Origin of the sequence: Streptomyces sp. NPDC026589 (assembly GCF_040638385.1) — a bacterium.
GTDB lineage: Bacteria > Actinomycetota > Actinomycetes > Streptomycetales > Streptomycetaceae > Streptomyces.
The window spans coordinates 112,624-132,052 of sequence record NZ_JBEZYG010000005.1 but is presented as its reverse complement, the minus strand read 5'-3'; the positions used below and the strand labels follow the sequence as shown (position 1 = coordinate 132,052).

8 protein-coding genes are annotated in these 19,429 nt (G+C 72.2%); 3 read left to right on the top strand and 5 right to left on the bottom strand.

Annotation, left to right across the window (positions count from 1 at the left end; all coding sequences use genetic code 11):
• Window positions 1-3: 3 nt before the first annotated feature.
• Window positions 4-1,308, bottom strand: coding sequence for a phosphopyruvate hydratase (gene eno, locus AB0F29_RS10655; RefSeq protein ID WP_361869818.1), 1,305 nt, complete (start codon window positions 1,306-1,308; stop codon window positions 4-6).
• 224 nt (window positions 1,309-1,532) lie between these two features.
• Here eno and AB0F29_RS10650 point away from each other — a divergent pair, with 224 nt between their 5' ends.
• The 3 genes from AB0F29_RS10650 (at window position 1,533) to AB0F29_RS10640 (ending at window position 3,778) form a co-directional block, all read left to right on the top strand.
• A complete protein-coding gene (locus tag AB0F29_RS10650; RefSeq protein WP_018956551.1) occupies window positions 1,533-1,955 on the top strand; it encodes a MarR family transcriptional regulator in 423 nt (140 codons plus the stop codon).
• Window positions 1,956-2,045: 90 nt separating this feature from the next.
• On the top strand, window positions 2,046-2,573 hold the full coding sequence (locus AB0F29_RS10645; RefSeq protein ID WP_361869816.1) for a DinB family protein: 528 nt from the start codon (window positions 2,046-2,048) through the stop codon (window positions 2,571-2,573).
• A gap of 113 nt (window positions 2,574-2,686) precedes the next feature.
• Complete coding sequence (locus tag AB0F29_RS10640; protein ID WP_361869813.1) at window positions 2,687-3,778, top strand: alpha/beta hydrolase-fold protein; 1,092 nt, start codon at window positions 2,687-2,689, stop codon at window positions 3,776-3,778.
• 48 nt (window positions 3,779-3,826) lie between these two features.
• Here the strand turns inward: AB0F29_RS10640 and AB0F29_RS10635 are convergent, their stop codons facing one another.
• The 4 genes from AB0F29_RS10635 to AB0F29_RS10620 form a co-directional block, all read right to left on the bottom strand.
• Entirely contained in the window at window positions 3,827-5,527 is a 1,701-nt protein-coding gene (locus tag AB0F29_RS10635; protein WP_361869811.1) for an ABC transporter ATP-binding protein, read from the bottom strand.
• Between the two features lie 4 nt (window positions 5,528-5,531).
• The gene (locus AB0F29_RS10630; protein ID WP_361869809.1) at window positions 5,532-16,430 is read right to left on the bottom strand and encodes an amino acid adenylation domain-containing protein; all 10,899 of its coding nucleotides are present in this window, start codon (window positions 16,428-16,430) and stop codon (window positions 5,532-5,534) included.
• Between the two features lie 59 nt (window positions 16,431-16,489).
• A complete protein-coding gene (locus AB0F29_RS10625) occupies window positions 16,490-18,277 on the bottom strand; it encodes an ABC transporter ATP-binding protein (protein ID WP_361869807.1) in 1,788 nt (595 codons plus the stop codon).
• A 64-nt stretch (window positions 18,278-18,341) separates the two neighbouring features.
• Window positions 18,342-19,394: an iron-siderophore ABC transporter substrate-binding protein gene (locus AB0F29_RS10620; protein ID WP_361869804.1), complete on the bottom strand. Its 1,053-nt coding sequence runs from the start codon at window positions 19,392-19,394 to the stop codon at window positions 18,342-18,344.
• Window positions 19,395-19,429: the final 35 nt, after the last annotated feature.

The following is a 19,429-nucleotide window of genomic DNA, read 5'->3' as shown; positions in this document are numbered from 1 at the left end:
CGGCTATCGGGAGCGGGACAGCAGCGCCCCGCCCGCGTACCGCGCCGACTCGCCCAACTCCTCCTCGATCCGGATCAGCTGGTTGTACTTGGCCGTGCGGTCGGAGCGGGACAGTGAGCCGGTCTTGATCTGACCGCAGCCGGTCGCGACCGCCAGGTCCGCGATCGTGGTGTCCTCCGTCTCGCCGGAGCGGTGGGACATCACGGCGCTCCAGCCCGCACGACGCGCGGTGGCGACCGTGGCGAGGGCTTCGGTCAGGGTCCCGATCTGGTTGACCTTCACCAGGACCGAGTTGCCGACGCCGGTACGGATCCCCTCGCGCACCTGCGCCTCGTCGGTGCAGAACACGTCGTCGCCGGTGAGCTGGCAGCGTTGACCGACGCGGGCGGTCAGCTCGCGCCAGCCGTCCATGTCGTCCTCGGCCATCGGGTCCTCGATGGAGACGATCGGGTAGGAGTCGATCAGCTTGACCAGGTAGTCGACCTGTTCGGAGGGCGTGCGGCGCACCCCCTCGCCCGCGTACTCGTACGCGCCGTCGCGGAAGAACTCCGACGAGGCCGGGTCCATGATGAGGCCGACGTCCTCGCCGGGACGGTACCCGGTGCGTTCGACGGCGCTCATGACGAAGTCGAGCGCCTCCTCGGCCGTGCGCAGCGCGGGTGCGAAGCCGCCTTCGTCGCCGACGCCGGTGGCGTGTCCGGCGGCGAGCAGGTCGCGTCGCAGGGTGTGGAAGATCTCGGAGCCCATGCGGACGGCTTCCGCGAAGGTCTTCGCGCCCACCGGCGCGATCATGAACTCCTGGAAGTCCAGCGGATTGTCGGCGTGTGCGCCGCCATTGATGATGTTCATCATCGGCAGCGGGAGAAGGCGGGCGTCGGCGCCACCGAGATAGCGGTAGAGCGGCTGGCGGTGGGCCGCCGCTGCGGCTTTCGCGGCGGCGAGGGAGACCCCGAGAATCGCGTTCGCACCGAGCCGGGACTTGCCGGGCGTGCCGTCGAGCGCGACGAGCGCGGCATCCAGGCCGGCCTGGTCGTCCGCGTCGCGGCCCACGACCGCGGCGGCGATCTCGTCGTTGACGTGGGCGACCGCACGGTCGACCCCCTTGCCGTGCCACTGCCCGGGGTCGCCGTCGCGCAGTTCCACGGCCTCCCGCGCGCCGGTGGACGCGCCGGACGGGACCGCGGCGCGGCCGAGGGAGCCGTCGGCGAGGCGGACGTCGGCCTCGACGGTGGGGTTGCCACGGCTGTCGATGATCCGGCGAGCGGTGACGGACTGGATGACGGTGGGCTCAACTGCCTTGGGGGCCATGCGAGGTCCTTCCGAAGTCACACGTCGCGGCACTCTTGCGACAACGCCGGCGCGAGCCGCGACAACGCAACTCTACAGCAAAGCTGTTCAGATGTGCTGTTCAGATGTGCTGTTCAGAATGGCTGCTTAGCCTCGCTGTTCAGTTGTGCTGTCCAGTCGCGCTGTCCAGCGCGCTCCGCGGGCCACCCGCGCGGCCCCCTGCCGATCACGGGTTAAAGTGCCCTATGCCCACCCCGGAACCCGCCACCGTCGCCGCCGATCTGCGCGTCGCCATGGGCAAACTCGCGCGGCGCGTGAAGCAGGAGGACCGGATCCCGCACGGTCAGGTCGCCGTTCTGGGCGTCCTGGACCGGGACGGGGCCATGACCACCAGCGACCTCGCGGCGGACCAGCGAGTGCGCCCCCAGTCGATGGCCCGCGCGGTCGGACTCCTCATGGACCAGGGCCTCGTCGTCCGCCGGGCGCACCCGACGGACGGCCGCAAGTCCCTCGTCGACCTCTCCGAGGTGGGGCGGGCGGCGCTGGAGGCGGAGCGCGACCGCCGTGCCGACTGGCTCGCCCGGGCCATCGACCTCGAACTCGACGAGGACGAGCAGGAGACGCTCGCGCGCGGCGCCGCCCTGATGGAACGGCTCGCCGCGTACTAGCAGCCGGTCTCGTCGTCCGGGCCCGCCGGCCGGCCCGGACGACGGGAGAAGCGCGTTGCCGGGGGCGTACGGGTGTGTCAGGGTCGCCCGGTGAACGCTTCGCGATGTGACCTTCTGCGCCGCCAGTTCGATCTGACCTGGTCGCTGTTCGAGTACCACTTGGAGCGGCTCGACACCGAGGACTTCCTCTGGCAGCCGACGCCGTTGTGCTGGACGGTGCACCTGCGAGCCGACGGCCGGTGGATGCCGGACTGGGCCGAGACGGAGCCCGACCCCGTCCCGGTGCCGACGATCGGCTGGCTCAGCTGGCACATCGGCTGGTGGTGGAGCACGACGATCGAGCGCTCCCTGGGCCGCGAGCCCCGGGACCGCGAGGACGTCGCGTGGCCGGGCGACGCCGAGAGGGCGATCGGCTGGCTGCGGGAGCTGCGGGAGGCATGGCTGGGGGTGCTGGACGGCCTTGACGACGCGGCTCTCGACGCCGCCGCCCCGTCTCCCTGGGGGCAGGGGCCGGACCACACCATGGCGCACATGGCCGCGTGGGTGAACGCCGAGCTGATGAAGAACGTCGCGGAGATCGGGCAGCTCCGGATGGTGCGCGCGGCCTCCTCGGGCTGACCGCCGGCCTTCGGGGGCCGGATCGCCAACACCCCTTAGGGGCCGCTGGGTTAGGCTCACCTCATCCAGGGGGAGCCCAGCCTCGCCTCTTCCGCTCTCACAAGGAGACGCTCATGCGTCCGGTGATCGACGAGCACCCGTTCGCCGCCTTCGGTCTCCCGGGCCGCCCGGGCAGCGGCGCGTTCTGGGCGGCGGCTCGTACGCCCGTGTCGATCCCCGCCGACGACGGGTGGCGGACCCTCTTCCTGTGGCGCGGTTCCGAGGCCGTGCTCGACTTCGAGAGCTGGTCGTCGCCCGTCCCGTTGCGCCGCTGGGGCGGTACGGACTGCTGGTACGCCGACGTGCGGATGCCCGCGCGGCTGCGGGTGACCTACCGCGTCCTCGCGGGGGAGATGGCCCATGCCGATCCGTTCAACCCGGTCGGCGCCGGGGCGGACCGTTCCGTCGTCGCGACGCCGGACGCCCCTGACCAGCCGCACTGGCCCGCTCTCGGCTCGGACGACGTGCTCCCCCTCCCCCGCACCCGGATCCGCTGGAGCAGCGACCGGCTCGGCGGACGGCGGACCGTACGCGTCCACCCGGCGGGCGGAGGCGGTCCGGTGGTGCTGCTGCTCGACGGGGACGACTGGCTGTATCTGCACCCGGCCGTGACCGCCTTCGACGCGGCCGTCGCCGCCGGTGACATGCCTCCCGTGACCCTCGTGTTCCTGCCGGCCAAGGACCGCGAGGCCGAGTTCGCCTGCCGCCCCGAGCTGTGGGAGGCGGTCCGGGACGAACTGCTGCCGCTGGTCGCCGAGTCCGGCGTGCCGGCCCGCCTGGACCGGCTGGTGGTCGCCGGGCAGAGCCTGGGCGGTCTGAGCGCGCTGTACGCGGCTCTGGAGTTCCCGGAGCTGGTCTCGCGGGTCGCCTGTCAGTCGGGATCCTTCTGGTGGGCCCCCGGCACGGAGGCGTCGCCGGATCCGCTGGGCGGGGCCCTCGGCGGAGCCGTCGCCGAGCGACTGCGCCGGGGTGCCGACCTGTCGGGGCTGCGGTGCGCGTTCGACGTGGGCGAGCACGAGCACCCGATGCTGCCGCACTGCGAGCTGACCGAGAAGCTGACCGAGCGGGCCGGCGCCACGGTCCGGGTGTCGCGTTCGGCGTCCGGGCACGACCGGGCGGGCTGGCGGCACGCCCTGCTCAGGGACGTCGCCTGGGCCCTCGGCTGAGAGGTTCCCGGAGCGTGCGCGGGCGCACCCCGGAAACCGCCCTGTGGTTCACCTGGCCACGGCCCGGCAGTAGGCCTCGTCGCCGGCGAGGAGATCGCGGTGGGTGTCCTCCGCGGTGATGACGCCCTCGTCGAGGACGAGCACCCGGTCCGCGGCGTCCAGGAGCGCCGGACTGCTGGTGAGCACGAGCGTGGTCCGGCCCCTGCGCAGCTTCGCGACGTTGCGCGCGATGAGCTGTTCCGTCACCGCGTCGACGGCCGTCGTCGGATCGTGCAGGACCAGCACGTCGGTGTCGGCGGCCAACGCGCGGGCCAGGGAGAGCCGTTGCCGCTGACCTCCGGAGAGGTTCGCGCCCCGGTCGCGGATCGCGTAGTCGAGCCCCTCGCGGTGGAGGGCGACCACATCGGTGAGCATGGAGGCTTCGACGGCCGCCTCGATCGTCCGACCGGTGCCCGACGGGTCGATGTTCGTCCGGAGCGTGCCGGCGAAGATCTCTCCGTCGTAGGGATTCACCAGCAGGTGTTCGCGGACCGCCTCGATCGACAGGTCCGCGATCTCCCGGCCGCCGACCCGCACCACTCCCCCGTACGCGTGGGGGGCGACGTTCACCGAGAGGACGGCGGCGAGGTCGGCCGCCGCGCGCGGCTGGTACGCCGCGATCGCCACGAACTCTCCTGCCGAGACGGTGAAATCGACCCCCCGGAGGGTCCCGTGGTGCAGGCCCTCGACCTCCAGGTCTCCGCCGGGCTCCGGGCGCTCGGGGCCCGGTGTCGTCACGGGTGGCGCGGTCAGCACCAGAGCCATGCGCTCGGCCGAGGCACGGGCGATCATCACGTACTTGGGCATCTCGGAGAACATCTTCAGCGGTTCCATGATGAACTGCGCGAGGCCCACGGCCATGACGAGTTCTCCGATGGTGATCCGGCCCTCGAAGGCCAGCCAGCCCGCCGTCAGCGAGACGGCCGCGGCGAGGACCGCGTTGAGGGCGAGCGCGGTGCCGGCGTAGACGCCGTTCACCCGGGCGACGGTGATCGCCTGGCGTTTCGCGTCCGTGCTGACCTTGCGGTAGGAGCCGAAGGCGGCGTGGTTGCCGCCGAAGCCGTGGAGCGGGCGCAGCCCGATGATGAGGTCGGCGACCTTGGCGCCTGCCCGGGCCACCCGGGCCTGCTGTTCCTGCGTACTGGCTCCGATCCGCCTGGACATCACGGCGAGGACCGTCAGGATCGTGACGGTCCCCACGATCACCAGCAGCCCCAGCCGGAGGTCCGCCAGGCTCAGGGCGACCGCGGCGACCGCGACGGCAACCAGGGAGCTGATCAGCAGGGGCACCACCTCGATGATGTCGGCGGTCTGGTCGGCGTCCTCGGTCGCGATGGTCAGGATCTCGCCGGACTTGAGGTCCACGTCCCTGGCCACCGGCTGGAGTCCGCAGGAGGCCACCCGTACCCGCCAGCGGTGTGCCTCGGTGGTGTTGGCCTTCTGCAGCACGCGCATGCCGAACCGCCACGACAGGGACACCGTCGTGATGATCACGGCCAGCGAGCCGATCGAGACGCCGAGCGAGCCGAGGCTGCGGTCCTGCATCGTGTGCTCGACGATCAGTCCGAGCGCGATGGGGAACGCGGTCTCGGCGGCCTGGTACAGGCCCATGAGGACGGTGCCCGCGACCATGGCGCCGATGTTGCGGCGCAGCGCCGTACGCAGGATGGCGGCCCCGGGGCGGGGGTGCTCGGTGTCAGGAGTTTTCATCGGTTCAGGAGTTCTCATCGAGGTGGCGGGCGATCGCTTCCGGGGTTCGCAGGGTGAACAGGTCGCGAAGGGTGATGACAGGACCGTACTCGCGGCGGAGGAGCCCGATCAGCCGCACCGCCAGCATGGAGTGCCCGCCGAGGGAGACGAAGTCACCGACCGCGCTGACCTCGTCGTCGTCGAGGTCGAGCGCCTCGGCGAAGAACTCGCAGACGGTGCTCTCCGTCCCGGTCTCCGGGCCGCGCTCCCCCTCCGTGGTCAGCGCGCCCAGCGGCCTGGCCTCCGGCAGCGCCTTGGTGTCGGCCTTCCCGTTCACTGTCAGCGGGATGCTGTCGACCTGGGCGAAGTGCGTGGGGCGCAGGAAGTCCGGCAGTCCGGCGCCCACCTCGTCGGCGACCCGCGCCAGGTCCGCGGAGTCGGCGAGGACCAGATAGGCGGCCAGTCGGTGCGCGCCGTCCACCTGCGGGTCGGGCTGGGCGAGGGCCGCCACGAAGCGGACCGCCGGGTGGGCCGCGAACACGGCCTCGACCTCGCCGAGTTCGACCCGGTGGCCGCGGATCTTGACCTGCTGGTCGGTGCGGCCCAGGTAGGAGATGTTCCCGTCGGGCCGGCGGATCACCAGGTCTCCGGTGCGGTACATGCGCTGCCCGGGGCGGCCGAAGGGGCAGGCGACGAAGCGGTGTGCGGTCTGGGCGCTCTGCCCCAGGTAGCCGCGGGCGATGCCGATGCCCGCCACGTACAGCTCGCCGGGCACTCCGGCGGGCAGCGGACGCAGCCATGGGTCGAGGACGTACACGTCGGTGTTGTCGATGGCCACGCCGACCACCGGGTCCTGGCATTCGAAGGTGCCGACGCCGAGGGTGTTGATGGTGTATTCGGTGGGCCCGTACAGGTTGTAGCCGACCGTGCCCTCGGTCTCCGCGAGCTGTTGCCACAGCGTCGGGGAGACGGCCTCGCCGCCCAGCAGCACCAGTGCGGGCCGCCTCTCGGGGTCCTCCAGCAGCCCCTCGGCGACCAACTGCTGGGCGTAGGTGGGCGTCACGTTGACGACGTCGATGCCGTGCTCGACGCAGTACGCGACCAGCCGGGGGGCGTCGCGACGCAACTCCTCGTCGCAGATGTGGACTTCGTGGCCGTCGGCGAGCCACAGCAGCTCCTCCCACGACATGTCGAACGCGAAGGACACGGTGTGCGCGATCCGGAAGACCCGGTGATCGTGTTCGGCGAGGACGGGCTCGAAGATCCGGCGCTGATGGTTGATCAGCATGTTGGTGAGGCCCGCGTATTCGGTCACGACGCCCTTGGGCTTCCCGGTCGAGCCGGAGGTGTAGATCGTGTACGCGGGGTGGCGCAGGCGGTACGGGTCGTCCGACGCGAACGTCGTGTACGGCTCGGCGTCCGGCAACGGGCGGTCCAGTTCGATCAGTTCGCCGTTCAGCCGGGGCGACACCGCGCTCACGGTGAGGATCACCTCGGGCCGGGCGTCCTCGACGATGGCCGCGATCCGCTCGTCCGGGTGGTCCAGCTCCAGCGGCACGTACGCGGCCCCGACGCGCAGCACCGCGAACAGCGCCGCGATCCAGTCGAGGGAACGCGGGATCGCCAGGCCCACGGTCGTCTCGGGCCCGATACCCCGCCGGGCGAGGACGCCGGCCACGGCCCGGCTGCGCTCGCGCAGTTCGGCGAAGGTCATCGTGGCGCCGTCGGCGACGAGCGCGATGCGCCCCGGATCGCGCTCGGCCGCCTGGTCGAAGCGGTCGACGACGGTGTCCGTGCCGACCTCGGTGCGCCCGGCGGGTTCGGGGTCCGGGCCCAGGCCGCGCAGCGCGCCTATCGGTCCGGTGGCCCGCGCGACGTCCTCCAGGACGCGCAGGTAGTCCGCCAGGAGACGGCGGGCGCTGTCGGGGTCTCCGTGGCGGTGCTCCAGCTTGACCGTGAGCCGGTCGCCGGGTGTGACGACCCAGGTGTACGGGTAGTGCGTGGAGTCGTCCGCCCGGACGGAGGTGATGCCGTGGCGGGTGTTCATCTCCGCGAAGGCGTCCGGGTCCAGGAAGTTCTGGAGCACGAACAGGTTGTCGAACAGGGTGTCTTGCCCGCCGGCCCGCTGGATCTCGCCGAGCCCCAGGTGCTCGTGGTCCATCGCCGCCACGCGTGCCGCCTGCACGGACGAAAGGTACGCGTCGACCGTCTCGTCGGGCCGGGCCCGGGTCCACAGAGGGACGGTGTTGAGCAGGACGCCGACGATGTCGCCGTGTCCCTCGCCCTCGCGGCCCGAGACGGTCACGCCGAAGACCGCGTCGCCGCGGCCCGTACGGGCTCCGAGGAAGAGGGCGAAGGCACCGGTCAGCAGCGAGTTCAGTGTGACCCCCCGGGTCCGCGCCGTTTCGCGCAGCAGCTCCGACAGCTCGGCGGACAGGGTGTGCACGAGCGGTCGCGGCAGCTCCTCGATGAGGTCCGGGGCCGGTCCGGCGAGCAGCGTCGGTCCCGGCAGCCCCGCCAGGTGCTCGGCCCAGAAGCGCTCGGAGGCGGCCGGGTCCTTCGCGGCGAGCGTCCGGGCGTACTCCTCGAAGCCCGGCACGGCCGGCGTCGTGTCCCACGGCCGGCCCGCCACGACGGCCTCGTACGCGTCGAACAGGTCGCGCAGCAGGATCTCGCGGGACCAGCCGTCCCAGAGCAACAGGTGGTAGCTGAGCAGCAGGCCGTCGCGGCCGTCGGGCATCCTGACGACGGTCAGCCGGACGAGCGGCGGCTCGCCCGGGTCGAAGCCCTGCTCGCGGTCCCGCGTGCGCAGGGCCTCGACCTCGTCCTCCGTCGTCAGCGCGAGGGTGCGGACGGCGACGCGCCGTCCGGCCTTGAGGACCTGGACGGGGCTTCCGTCGTCGTCGGTGGTGAAACCCGCACCGACGACGGGGTGGCGCGCGATCACGTACGCCATCGCCTCGGCCAGCGCGTCGGTGTCCAGGCGCCGGTCGAAGGCGAAGTAGCTCTGCGCGACGTAGTGCCCCGCCGGGCCCGCCAGTTGGGCCTGGAAGAACAGGCCCCGCTGGAGCGGGGTGACCGGTGCGGTGCGCTCGGCCCCCTCGGTGGCGTTCCCGATCTGTTCCAGGGCGGCGAGCCAGTGCTCGGTGATCGCGTCGGGTATGCCCTCGGCGAGGGTGAAGGCCGCGTGGAGGCAGCCGGTGGTCTCATCGGCCCAGGCGTTGACCTCGACGGCGTACGGGCTGTTCCGGTCGCCCGTGGTGATCGGCAGGGCGTCCGACTCGCCGCCCCGGCCGAGGTAGTTGAACAGGACCTGCGGTTGCGCGGTGAGCAGGGGGGCCGTCTGCGGATTGAGGTACCTGAGGCGGCCGTAGGCGATGTGCCCGTCCTCGTCCGGCTGGCGTTCGGCGATCTCGCGCGCCGAGGCGACGGGGTCGGTGTGGGCGCTGAGGCGTAGGGGGGCGATGGAGGTGAACCAGCCGACCGTACGGGAGTAGTCGTGGTGCTCGGCGGCCGGGACCCGGCCGTGTCGCTCCAGCTCGACGGCGAGGTCGGTGGGCGCGGTCTGGATCCGGGTCAGCGCGGTGCGCAGGGCTCCGCCCAGCAGCTCGGTGAGTCCGAGCCCGAGCGCGCCGGGTGCGCCGCGGGTCACCCGGTCGCTCGCTCCGGGCGGGAGGACGGCCGTCCTGTCGCGGTGGCCCTGGACGGTGCGCAGCAGGGCCGGGGCCCGGAGGGCGGTGATCCAGTGGCCGGGGTCGTCGGTCTGCTCGGCGGTCCGCACGGCGAGCGCTTCGGCGTAGGCGGCGTAGGAGGTGGTCGGCTCCGGCAGGGACGCCCCGGTGAGGGCGGTGGCCAGGTCGTCGAGGAGGATCAGCCAGGACACCGTGTCCACGGCGATGTGGTGGACGGTGACGACCAGGGTGCGGCTCGCCGCGAGCCAGGAGAACGCGACGACGTCCCCGGTCTCCGGGTCGAGCCGGTCGGCGGCCTCGTTCGCCGCGGTCGTGGCGTCGGGAGCGTCCGGGGTGCCGACGGCCGTCTCGCGGGCGGGTTCGGTGCGCAGGGCCCACACGCCGTGCTCGACGCGCAGGCGCAGGCGCAGGGCCGGGTGTGCGGCGACGAGGGCGTTCGCCGCGCGGCGGATGTCATCGAGGCGGGTGCCTTCGGGGACGGTCACCGACCGGGCCTGGGCGAAGCCGCGGAGCGCCCCGGCCAGCTCCCGCCGGCGCAGGATGATCGGCGTGAGCGGAAGCGGTCCGTCCGTGCGGCGGGACGTGGGCGCCGGCAGGGCCCGCGGGGTGCGCTCGGCCAGGTGGCCGACGAGGGCGCGGGGCGTCCTGAAGAGGAAGACGTCCCGGGGTGCGATCGACAGGCCGAGCGCCCGGGCCCGGTTGATGACGGTGATGGCGACGATGCTGTCGCCCCCGGCGCCGAAGAAGTCGGTGTCGGCGTCCACGGTGGCTCCGGGGAGCGTCTCGGCGAAGATGCCGGTCAGGGTGGTGAGCGCGGAGTCGCCGGTGGGCCGCGGGATCCCCCGTGGCGGGTCGGTGTGCTGGGCGGCCCGTTCGGTCAGCGCCTTGCGGTCCAGCTTGCCGTTGACGGTCAGCGGCAGGGCGTCCACCGGCAGCACCCGGCCCGGCACCAGGTGCGCGGGCAGTTTGGCGGCGAGCAGGCCGGTGAGGTCCGCGGGCGGCTCGCCGACGACGTGGGCGACCAGGTGGTCGCCGTCGTCCGCCACGGTGACGGCCACGTCGACGACGCCGTCGCATTCCCGGATCGCGCTCTCCACTTCGCCCGGCTCGATCCTGAATCCCTTCACCTGCACCTGGTCGTCGGCGCGTCCGGCGAATTCCAGCTCGCCGTCGAGCGTCCGGCGGGCCAGGTCGCCCGTGTGGTACATGCGGGAGCCGTCGGAGGCGAACGGGTTCGCCACGAACCGCGCGGCGGTGAGCCCGGGGCGCCCCAGATAGCCGAGGGACACCTGGTCGCCAGCGACGTAGACGGCGCCGACCCGGCCCGGCGGCACCGGCCGCAGCCGGTCGTCGAGGAGATGGGTGGCCAGTCCGGGGAGCGGCACGCCGATGGGGGCGGCGTCGGTGCCCCGGGCGAAGTCCTCGTCCGTCAGGACCCGGTGGGTGACGTGGACGGTGGTCTCGGTGATGCCGTACATGTTGACCAGCTCGGGGGAGCCCGTACCGTGCCGCTCCACCCATCCGCGCAGCCGTCCGAGGTCGAGCGCCTCGCCGCCGAAGATGACGCGGCGCACCGCGGTGACCGGCTCCTGCGCGTGCAGGTCCGCCTCGATGAACCGGTGGAAGGCGGAGGGGGTCTGGTTGAGCACGGTCACGCCGCGTTGCCGGACCAGCCGGTGGAAGTCGACCGGCGAGCGGGTCAGCGCGTACTCCGGGACCAGCAGTTCGCCGCCGTGCACGAGGGTGCCCCACAGCTCCCAGACGGCGAAGTCGAAGGAGAAGGAGTGGAACTGGACCCCTACGTCGTCCGGTCCGAAACCCACGTCCGCGACCGTGTTGGCGAGGAGCGTCGTCACCGCGGAGTGCGGGACGACGACGCCCTTGGGCCGCCCGGTCGAGCCGGAGGTGTAGATGACATAGGCGGGGTCCCGGGGAGCGACGGCCGGGAGGTCGGTGTCCAGGGGGTGTTCGTCGCCCTGGACGAGCACCCGGGCCCGCACGCCCACCCGGTCCAGCAACCCGGTGAAGCGGCCCTGCTGCTCCCGGTCCACGAGGACGACCTGCGGGGCGGCGTCGGCGAGGATGTACTCCAGCCGCTCGTCCGGATAGGCCAGGTCCAGCGGTACGTAGGCGCCTCCGGCGGTGACGACGGCGACCAGGGCGACGACCTGCTCCAGCGATCGCGGGACGGCGACGGCGACCCGGTGCCCCGGACCGACCCCGGCAGCGCGCAGTGCGGCGGCCAACTCGTTCTTGGCGTGCGCGAGTTCGCCGTAGGTGAGGGAGCGGGTCGTGCCGTCCAGCGCGCACTGGGTGACGGCGGTGGCCGCCGGGTCTCCGTGCGCGGCGGCGTCGAACATCTCGACCAGGGTCGTCGACGCCTCGCGTGCCGGGGCGCTGCCGGGCGTGGCGGCCAGCAGGTCGACCGGGTCGTCCGGGCCGCCGAGCAGTCCGGTGAGGTTCCGGGTGAACGTGTCGAGGATCGCTCCGGCGCCTTCGGGGCGCAGGAGGTCGCCGTCGTAGATCAGGTTGAAGCGCGAGCGGCCGTCCTGTGCGCGTTCCACGACGAGCGTCAACGGGTAGTGCGGTGCGCCCTCGTTGACGATGGCGGCGATGGTGAGGGTGTCGTCCGGTCGGCGCAGGTCGGCCACGTCGGTCGCGATGTCGAAGACGACCAGGGTGTCGAAGAGCGAGCCTGTGCCGTTCAGCCGGCCGATCCGCGCGAGCGAGACGTGCTGGTGTGCCCGGACCGCGCCCTGGTGCCGTTTCACGGCGTCGAGCAGGTCGTACGCCGTGTCGTTCGCTGCCCAACGGGCCCGCACCGGAATGGTGTTGATGAAGAGGCCGACCATGTCCCGGATGCCGGGGAGCTCGGCTTCGCGTCCGGAGACGGTGGAGCCGAAGACGACGTCCCTGCTGTGCAGGATGGACCCGAGGGTCGCCGCCCAGGCGCTGTGCACGGCCACGCTCAGGGACACTCCGGCCGAGCGTGCGGCCGCGTCGATGTCGTCGTCGGGTTCGGCCGAGACGTCGGCGAACCGCGGGGAGGGGGTGTGCCCCTCGGCGACCAGGGAGGGTCCCGGCAGTCCGGCGAGCTCCTCGCGCCACACCCGGTCGCTCTCGCCCTGGTCACGTCCGGAGAGCCAGTCCACGTAGTCGCGGTAGCCGCCGGTCGGGTACACCGATCCCGGCGCGTGGTACTCGGCCAGCAGGGTGCGGAGCATCGGCGGCACCGACCAGCCGTCGGCGATGATGTGGTGCACGGTCTGCACCAGGACGGGGCGCCGGGCGCCGGCGCGGATGAGCGTGTACCGCATCAGCGGCCCGTGGGCGAGGTCGAACCCGGACCTGCGGTCCTGCTCGGCGAGGTCGCGGATCTCCTCGTCGGTGAGGGCGGGGCGGTCCAGGGTGACGAAGGGTGCGGTCCTGCCACGCTCGACGACGGAGACGACCCTGCCGTCGGCGAGGGCCGTGAAGCGGGCTGCCAGGTTGGGATAGAGGGCGAGCAGCCGGGTGGCGGCCGCGGCGAGGCGGTCGGCGTCCACGTCGCCGTCCAGGGTCAGCACCTGCTGCTCGACGTAGGCGCCCGTGGTGTCGTCGTCGTAGACGGTGTGGAAGTAGAAGCCCTCCTGCAACGGGGTCAGCGGCAGGATGTCGTGGAGTGCCGGGCCGTCCAGTGCGTCGACGTCGGCCTGGGTCAGCGGCACCAGTGGGAAGTCGCTGGGCGTGTGGCCGCCGTCGTCGAGCGCGGCGAGTGACGTGAGGGCGGAGCGGAAGTGGTCGCCGAGGACGGTGATGTCCTCCTCGGTGAAGACGCCGTCGGGCCAGGAGATGCTGGTGACCAGTTCGTACGCGCCGCTCTCGTCGGGTTCGGCGATCGCGTTGAACTCCAGGGCGCGCGGCAGCCGCATCGACGGGTCGCGCTTCTCGCCCAACTGGCCTGTCGTACTGCTGAGTTGCCAGTCATCCGAGGTACCGGCGTCGAAGCGGCCCAGGTAGTTGAAGAGGACCTGCGGCGCGGGGCCGGCCGGCCCGTCGTCGGCCAGGTGGCGCAGGGCGCCGTAGGAGATTCCGTTGCTCGGTACGCGGGCGAGGTCCTCCTTGACCGCCTTGAGGGCGGAGGCGAGGTAGGCGGGCGCGGTGAGATCGGGCGCCGTTCCGGGATCCACGACGACCGGGAACAGGGTGGTGAACCAGCCGACGGTACGCGACAGTTCGGGGTCGAACCCGGCTGCGGCCGCGACGGCGCGCCCCTCGCGGCCGTGCCCTTCCAGCTCGATGTGGGCGAACGTCTGGTCCTGCCCCCGCTCACGGCGCCGGCGGGCGAGGGCGACGGCGAGGGCGGTCAGCAGGACGTCGTTGACGCCGGCGTGGAACTTGGCGGGGATCTCGCCGAGCAGTGCGGCCGTGGTCCTGGGCCCGACGGAGACGGTCCGGGTCCGCTCCCGTTCCACGGTGTCGGTCGCGGTGAGCGCCCGCCTGCCGAGGGGTGCGTCGGCGGCGGGCAGCCGCGTGGCGTAGTGCCCGCGGTCGGTGTCGAACGACGCGCGGCCCAGCAGCTGGGTCCAGCGCCGGAAGGATGTGCCGACCGGGGGCAGGTCGACGGGGGCGCCGGTGGAGTGCTGACGCCAGGCCGTGGCCAGGTCGTCCATGAGGATGCGCCAGGAGACTCCGTCGATCACCACGTGGTGGGCGACCAGCACGAGTTGGCGTGCCTCGCGGCGCCAGACGGCGCGGAGCATGACGCCGTTGTCCGGGTCGAGCGCGTCGGTGGCGAGGGCGACGCACTCCGCCGGCGGGGCGTCGCTCTCCTCCCAGCAGGGTGCGGTCTTCCCGGCCGGCGGGATGTCGAAGCCCCAGCGCTCGCCGCGTACAAGCGCGGCACGGAGCATGTCGTGGTGGGTGAGAACGGCGGAGAGCAGGGCGTCGAGGGCGTCGGCGGTCAGCTCCGCCGGGGTGTTGAGGACGACCGACTGCACGAAGCCGTCGATCGCGTCCGTGGTCTCGCCCAGCCACTGCACGATGGGCGAACCTACGACGGTGCCGGTCGCGACGTCACCGTGGTCCACGGCGGCGACGGACTCGGCGCTCGCCACCGCCGCCAGCGCCCCGACGACGGTGTGGGTGAAGATCTGCCGGGCGCTCACGTGGAGGCCGGCCTCGCGCAGGGCGCTGAGGAGGGAGATCGCCAGGATGCTGTCTCCGCCGAGCTGGAAGAAGTCGTCGTCCGCGCCGACGCTGTCCAGCCGCAGCACCCGCGCGACCGCCTCGCAGACCAGGCGCTCGTTCTCGGTGGCGGGCGCCACGGGGGCTCCGGCGCCCACGACGGGCTCCGGCAGCGCCTTCCGGTCGAGCTTGCCGTTCGCGGTGAGCGGGAACTCCGTCAGTACGACGAGGTGGGCGGGCACCATGTACTCGACCATGCTGGCCGAGGCCCACTCCTTGACATCGTCCGCGCTCAGGTCTTCGTGGCCGCCGGACGGGATGACGTATCCGATCAGGTAGGTGCCGCCCACCGTGTTCTTCCTCGCGACGACACAGGTGTGCCGTACGCCGGGGTGTTCGGCGAGGGAGGCCTCGACGTCCTCGATCTCCAGCCGCATGCCGCGGATCTTGACCTGGTTGTCGGCGCGGCCCAGGAAGTCCAGCGAACCGTCGGGGGCGTACCGCGCCAGGTCGCCCGTCCGGTACAGCCGGGAACCGTCCGAGGCGAAGGGGTTGGCCACGAAACGGGAGGCGGTGAGGCCCGGCGCGCCCGCATATCCGCGCCCCAGGAGGAGTCCTCCGACGTACAGCTCGCCGCCGACGCCGACCGGCACGGGCCGCAGCTCGTCGTCGAGCACATAGAGCTGGGTGTTGGGGTTGGCCCTGCCGATGGAGGTCGACAGCCGTTCCGCGGCTCCCCGGTAGATGACGTGGGAGACGCCGATGGTCGTCTCGGCGGGGCCGTAGCCGTGGTAGAGGGGAATGTCGAGGCGGTCGCGGAACCGCTCGTACAGCTCCGGGGTGAGGACCTCTCCGCCGCACCAGACGTGCCGCAGGCAGTCGAGGCGGCCGGAGTCGCCCGCGATCTCCAGGAGGACGTCCAGCATGGACGAGACCAGGTAGGTGAAGGTGACGCGCTGCTCGGCGATGACGGCGAGCAGGTGGTGCGGGTCGCGTTCGCCGCCGGGCCGCAGGATCACGAGACGGCCGCCGGTGACCAGCGGCAGGAAGATCTCGTTGACGGAGATGTCGAAGGAGAGCGGGGCCTTGAAGAGCGACGCGTCGTCATGGCCGAAGTGAAGGATCTCGGCGGACTGCCACAACAGGCGTTCGCTGATCGCCTCGTGTCGGATCATGGCGCCCTTGGGCCGTCCGGTGGAGCCGGACGTGAAGATCACATAGGCCAGGGAGGCGCCGGGGACGCTCACGTCGGGCGCGTCCCCGGGGTGGGCCCCGTACTTCCAGTCGCCGAGGTCGACGGAGACGGCGTCCGGTTCCCCCGCGTCGGCCTTGCCCGTGGAGTTGAGCTGCAGCACGACCGTGGCGTCCTCGACGACGACGTTCCTGCGGGTGGCGGGCCACTGGGGGTCGAGGGGGACGAACGCGCCTCCGGCCCGGAGCACGGCGAGGAGGCCGACGACCATCTCCGCGGAGCGGCCGAGCGAGATTCCGACGACCTGTTCCGCGCCCAGGCCCCGTTCGATCAGGTGGTGCGCCAACTGGGCGGACAACCGCGCCGCTTCGCGGTACGTGAGCGATCGGTGCTCGTCGACGATCGCGACGGCGTCCGGCCTCAGGCGCGCCTGCTCGCGGAACAGCTCCATGAGGGTCGGGCGGACCCGGTCCGCCCGGGTGTCGTTCCACCGGGCCAGTTCCTCGGCCCGGGCACGGGGACCGGACGGGCCCACGGTGCCGAGGGGCCGGTCGGGGAAGTCGGCCAGGTCGTCGAGGGCCCGCTGGGCTTCGGCCGGGTCGATCCCGGCCGGCACGGCGACGGCGCGACACTCGGCATCGGACGGTCGACCGCCGGTTACGCCGGTTCCATCGTGAAGCCGTCCGAGGACCTCGGGAAAGGGCGTGGCGGGTGTCAGCTCCATGCCGTCCGGGGCGGTGCCGGTCGCCCAGTACGCGAGGGCGACGGAGCACGCTTCGACGATGGTCCGGTCGCTGTAGTCGCCGAGCCGTCGGCGTACGGCGGCCAGCCGAGTGGGGGAAAGCTCCAGGCGAGAACCGTTCGGTTCGGACATCGAAGTCTCAGCACCCTTCCGACGTATGCGAATTGACCCGGCTCTCGGCCGGAATGCGCTCAACTGCCCTCGCGCCAAGCACGCCACAACCGGGCGTACTGGCCGCCCAGCTCGACCAGTTCGCTGTGTGTTCCCTCCTCCACCACGCGCCCCGCGTCCAGCACGGCGATCCGGTCCGCGGCCATCGCCTGGGTCAGCCGGTGTGCCACGAACAGCGTGGTCCGGCCGGAACAGGCGGCCAGCACGGCGCGTTCCAGCTCGGCCGCGCCCTCACTGCCCGCCTCCGCGGTCGACTCGTCGAGTACGACCACGGGTGACCGGCTGAGCACCAGCCGGGCCAGGGCGATCTGGGCGACCTTGGTGACGTCCAGGCGTTCGCCGCCCTCGCCGACCGGGGTGTCCAGACCGTCGGGGAGCAGGTCGAGCCATCCCCCGGCGCCGACCGTGCGCAGCGCCTCCCTCAGCTCGTCGTCGCTCGCGTCGGGTGCGGCGAGCCGCAGGTCGTCGGCGAGCGGGCCGGAGAACACATGGGTCTCCTGGGTCAGGATGCTCACCAGGGCGCGCGCGCCGGCCTCGTCCGTCCCCGCGAGGTCGTGCGTCGCGATGCGCACCGACCCGGCCTGTGGTCTCCCGATGCCGGCGACCAGCGCGGCCAGGGTCGACTTGCCGGCGCCCGTCGCCCCGACCAGGGCGAGGGAGCCCCCGGCCGGGATGGACAGGGACACGCCCCGCAGGACCGGGTCCTCGGCCCCGGGATAGGTGAACGTCAGGTCCCGTACGGTGACGGGGTGGGGCGCGTGGTCGGCCGCGGCCACCGAGCCGTCGCCCACCAGCCGTTCCTCGGAGGGCTCCGAGAACACGCCCACCAGCCGGGTGAGGCTCGCACCGGACTTCTGCGCCTCGTCGAAGGTGAACATGATGGCGCCGAGCGGGGTGAACAGGCGGTGAAACATCAGGGGGGCGGCCGACACCTCGCCCAGGGTGGCGGCGTCCGCCTCCAGCAGGGCGTACCCGACGACCAGGATCAGGACGAGGCCGATGAACTCGGCCCGGTTCTCCCGGCCGACGAACCGTCCGAAGAAGCGGAACACCTCGACGCCGAGGTTCCGCACCCGCCACGACTCGCTGGTGACCTTCTCCCGTACGGAGTCCTCCATCCGGTAGGCGCGGACCGTGTCGATGCCGTTCAGCCCGCTGATCAGGGCCTGGGCCCGATCGGCCTGGGCCACCCGCTGCTCGCGGTAGAGCGGCGCCGAGCGGGGCAGGTACCAGCGGAGCGCCAGGGCGTAGGCGGGCAGGGCGCCGGCCCCCGCCAGGCCGAGCCGCCAGTCGAGACCGAACATGCCGATCGTCGCGATGGCCACCAGGACTCCGGCCGAGAAGACGGTGGGGATGGCCGTACGGATGCCTTTGGAGAGCACGGCCACGTCGTCACCGACGCGGGACAGCACGTCGCCCCGCCCCACCTGTTCCACGCGCGCGCTCGGCATCCCCAGAACCGCTCGCACGGCTTCCTCGCGGAGCCGTGCGAGCAGTTCGGCGCCGAGTCTCCCGATCAGGTACGTGGAGGCCGCGGAGGCCGCCGCGCCGAGAAGCGCCGCACCCACCATCAGCACCCCGACGGTGAGCAGTATCGAGCGTGACTCGCCCCCGACCACTCCGTCGACGACCCGGCCGAGGAGCAGCACCGGGAGCACCTGGAGCGCGGCCCCGGCGACCGTGGTGAGCACGGTGGATGCGGTCAGCCACCGTGCCCGCCCGCAGTGTTCGGCCACCCAGCGGGTGGCCTCGCGTCCGGTGGCCGTGCGCAGGGTCGACCCGGCGAGGGCGGTTTTGGTGGTAGTCACACGAAAACCGGTTCTCGCCGAGGGAGCCGAGGAAGCCGAGGGAGGGGGCGTCGGATCGTCATCGTTACTTGACCGAGGCGACGAGCTCGTCGATCGCGTACGGCAGGGAGAGCAGGGTGCCCTGGGACATCGCCGCGCCGATCGCCGGTCCCTCGCTGTCCAGCAGGTAGGAGACCTTGCCGTTCTTGACGGCCGGGAGGTTGTTGAACAGCTCGAACTTCTTCAGCGCTTCCGTGTCGGCCTTGTCGTTGATGACGAAGATCCGGTCGACGTCGATGAGGTCGATGCGCTCGGGCGAGAGTTCGGTGGAGAATCCGCCGTCCGCGATCTTGTCGATCTCGGTCTGGTAGCCGAATCCGGTGCCCGTGATGAGCCGGCCCCGCACGTCCGTGGAGGTGAACGCGGAGATCGAGTCCTTGTACCAGGACAAAGCGACGGCCTTCTGTCCACCGAACTCGGGGTGCGCCTTCTTGGCCGCGTCCAGCTTGGTCTGGATGCCCTTGACCAGTTCGGCGCCCTCCTTCTCCTTGCCGAGCGCCTTGGCGATGTGCACCGCGTTGTCCTGCCACGGGGCGCTGAAGAGCTCCTTCTCGCCCTTGGTGCGGCCCACGGTCGGGGCGATCTTGGAGAGCTTCTCGTAGGCCGCCTTGTCGACCTCGGAGTAGACCGCGATGATCAGGTCCGGCCGCAGGGAGGCGATCTTCTCGAAGTTGGGGCCCGCGTCACCGTTCTTCATGACGACCTCGGGGCGGGTGTCGCCCCACTGGTCCTTCACCCAGGGCCACTGCGTGTTGATGTCGGGCGTCTGCCCGGCCGGGTTCGGGTACTGGTCGACCATGCCGACCGGCTTGACGCCGAACGCCAGGACGGCCTGGTCGTCGGTGTAGCCGACGGTGACGACCCGCTGGGGAGCCTTGCTGACCTCGGTGGACCCGAACGCGTGCTCCACCGTGACGGGGAACGCGCCCCCGGCGGCGGCAGGGGCGTCGTCGTTCTTCTTCTCGTCCGCCGAATCGGTACCGCATCCCGCGAGGAGACCGACGCCGAGGGTCGCGGCGGACACGGCCGCGGCCAGCCGCTGCCACGGCTTCACAAGCGTCGTTCGATGGAGAGGCATCCAAAATCCCTTGCTTTCGCACTGTCCACTGCGCC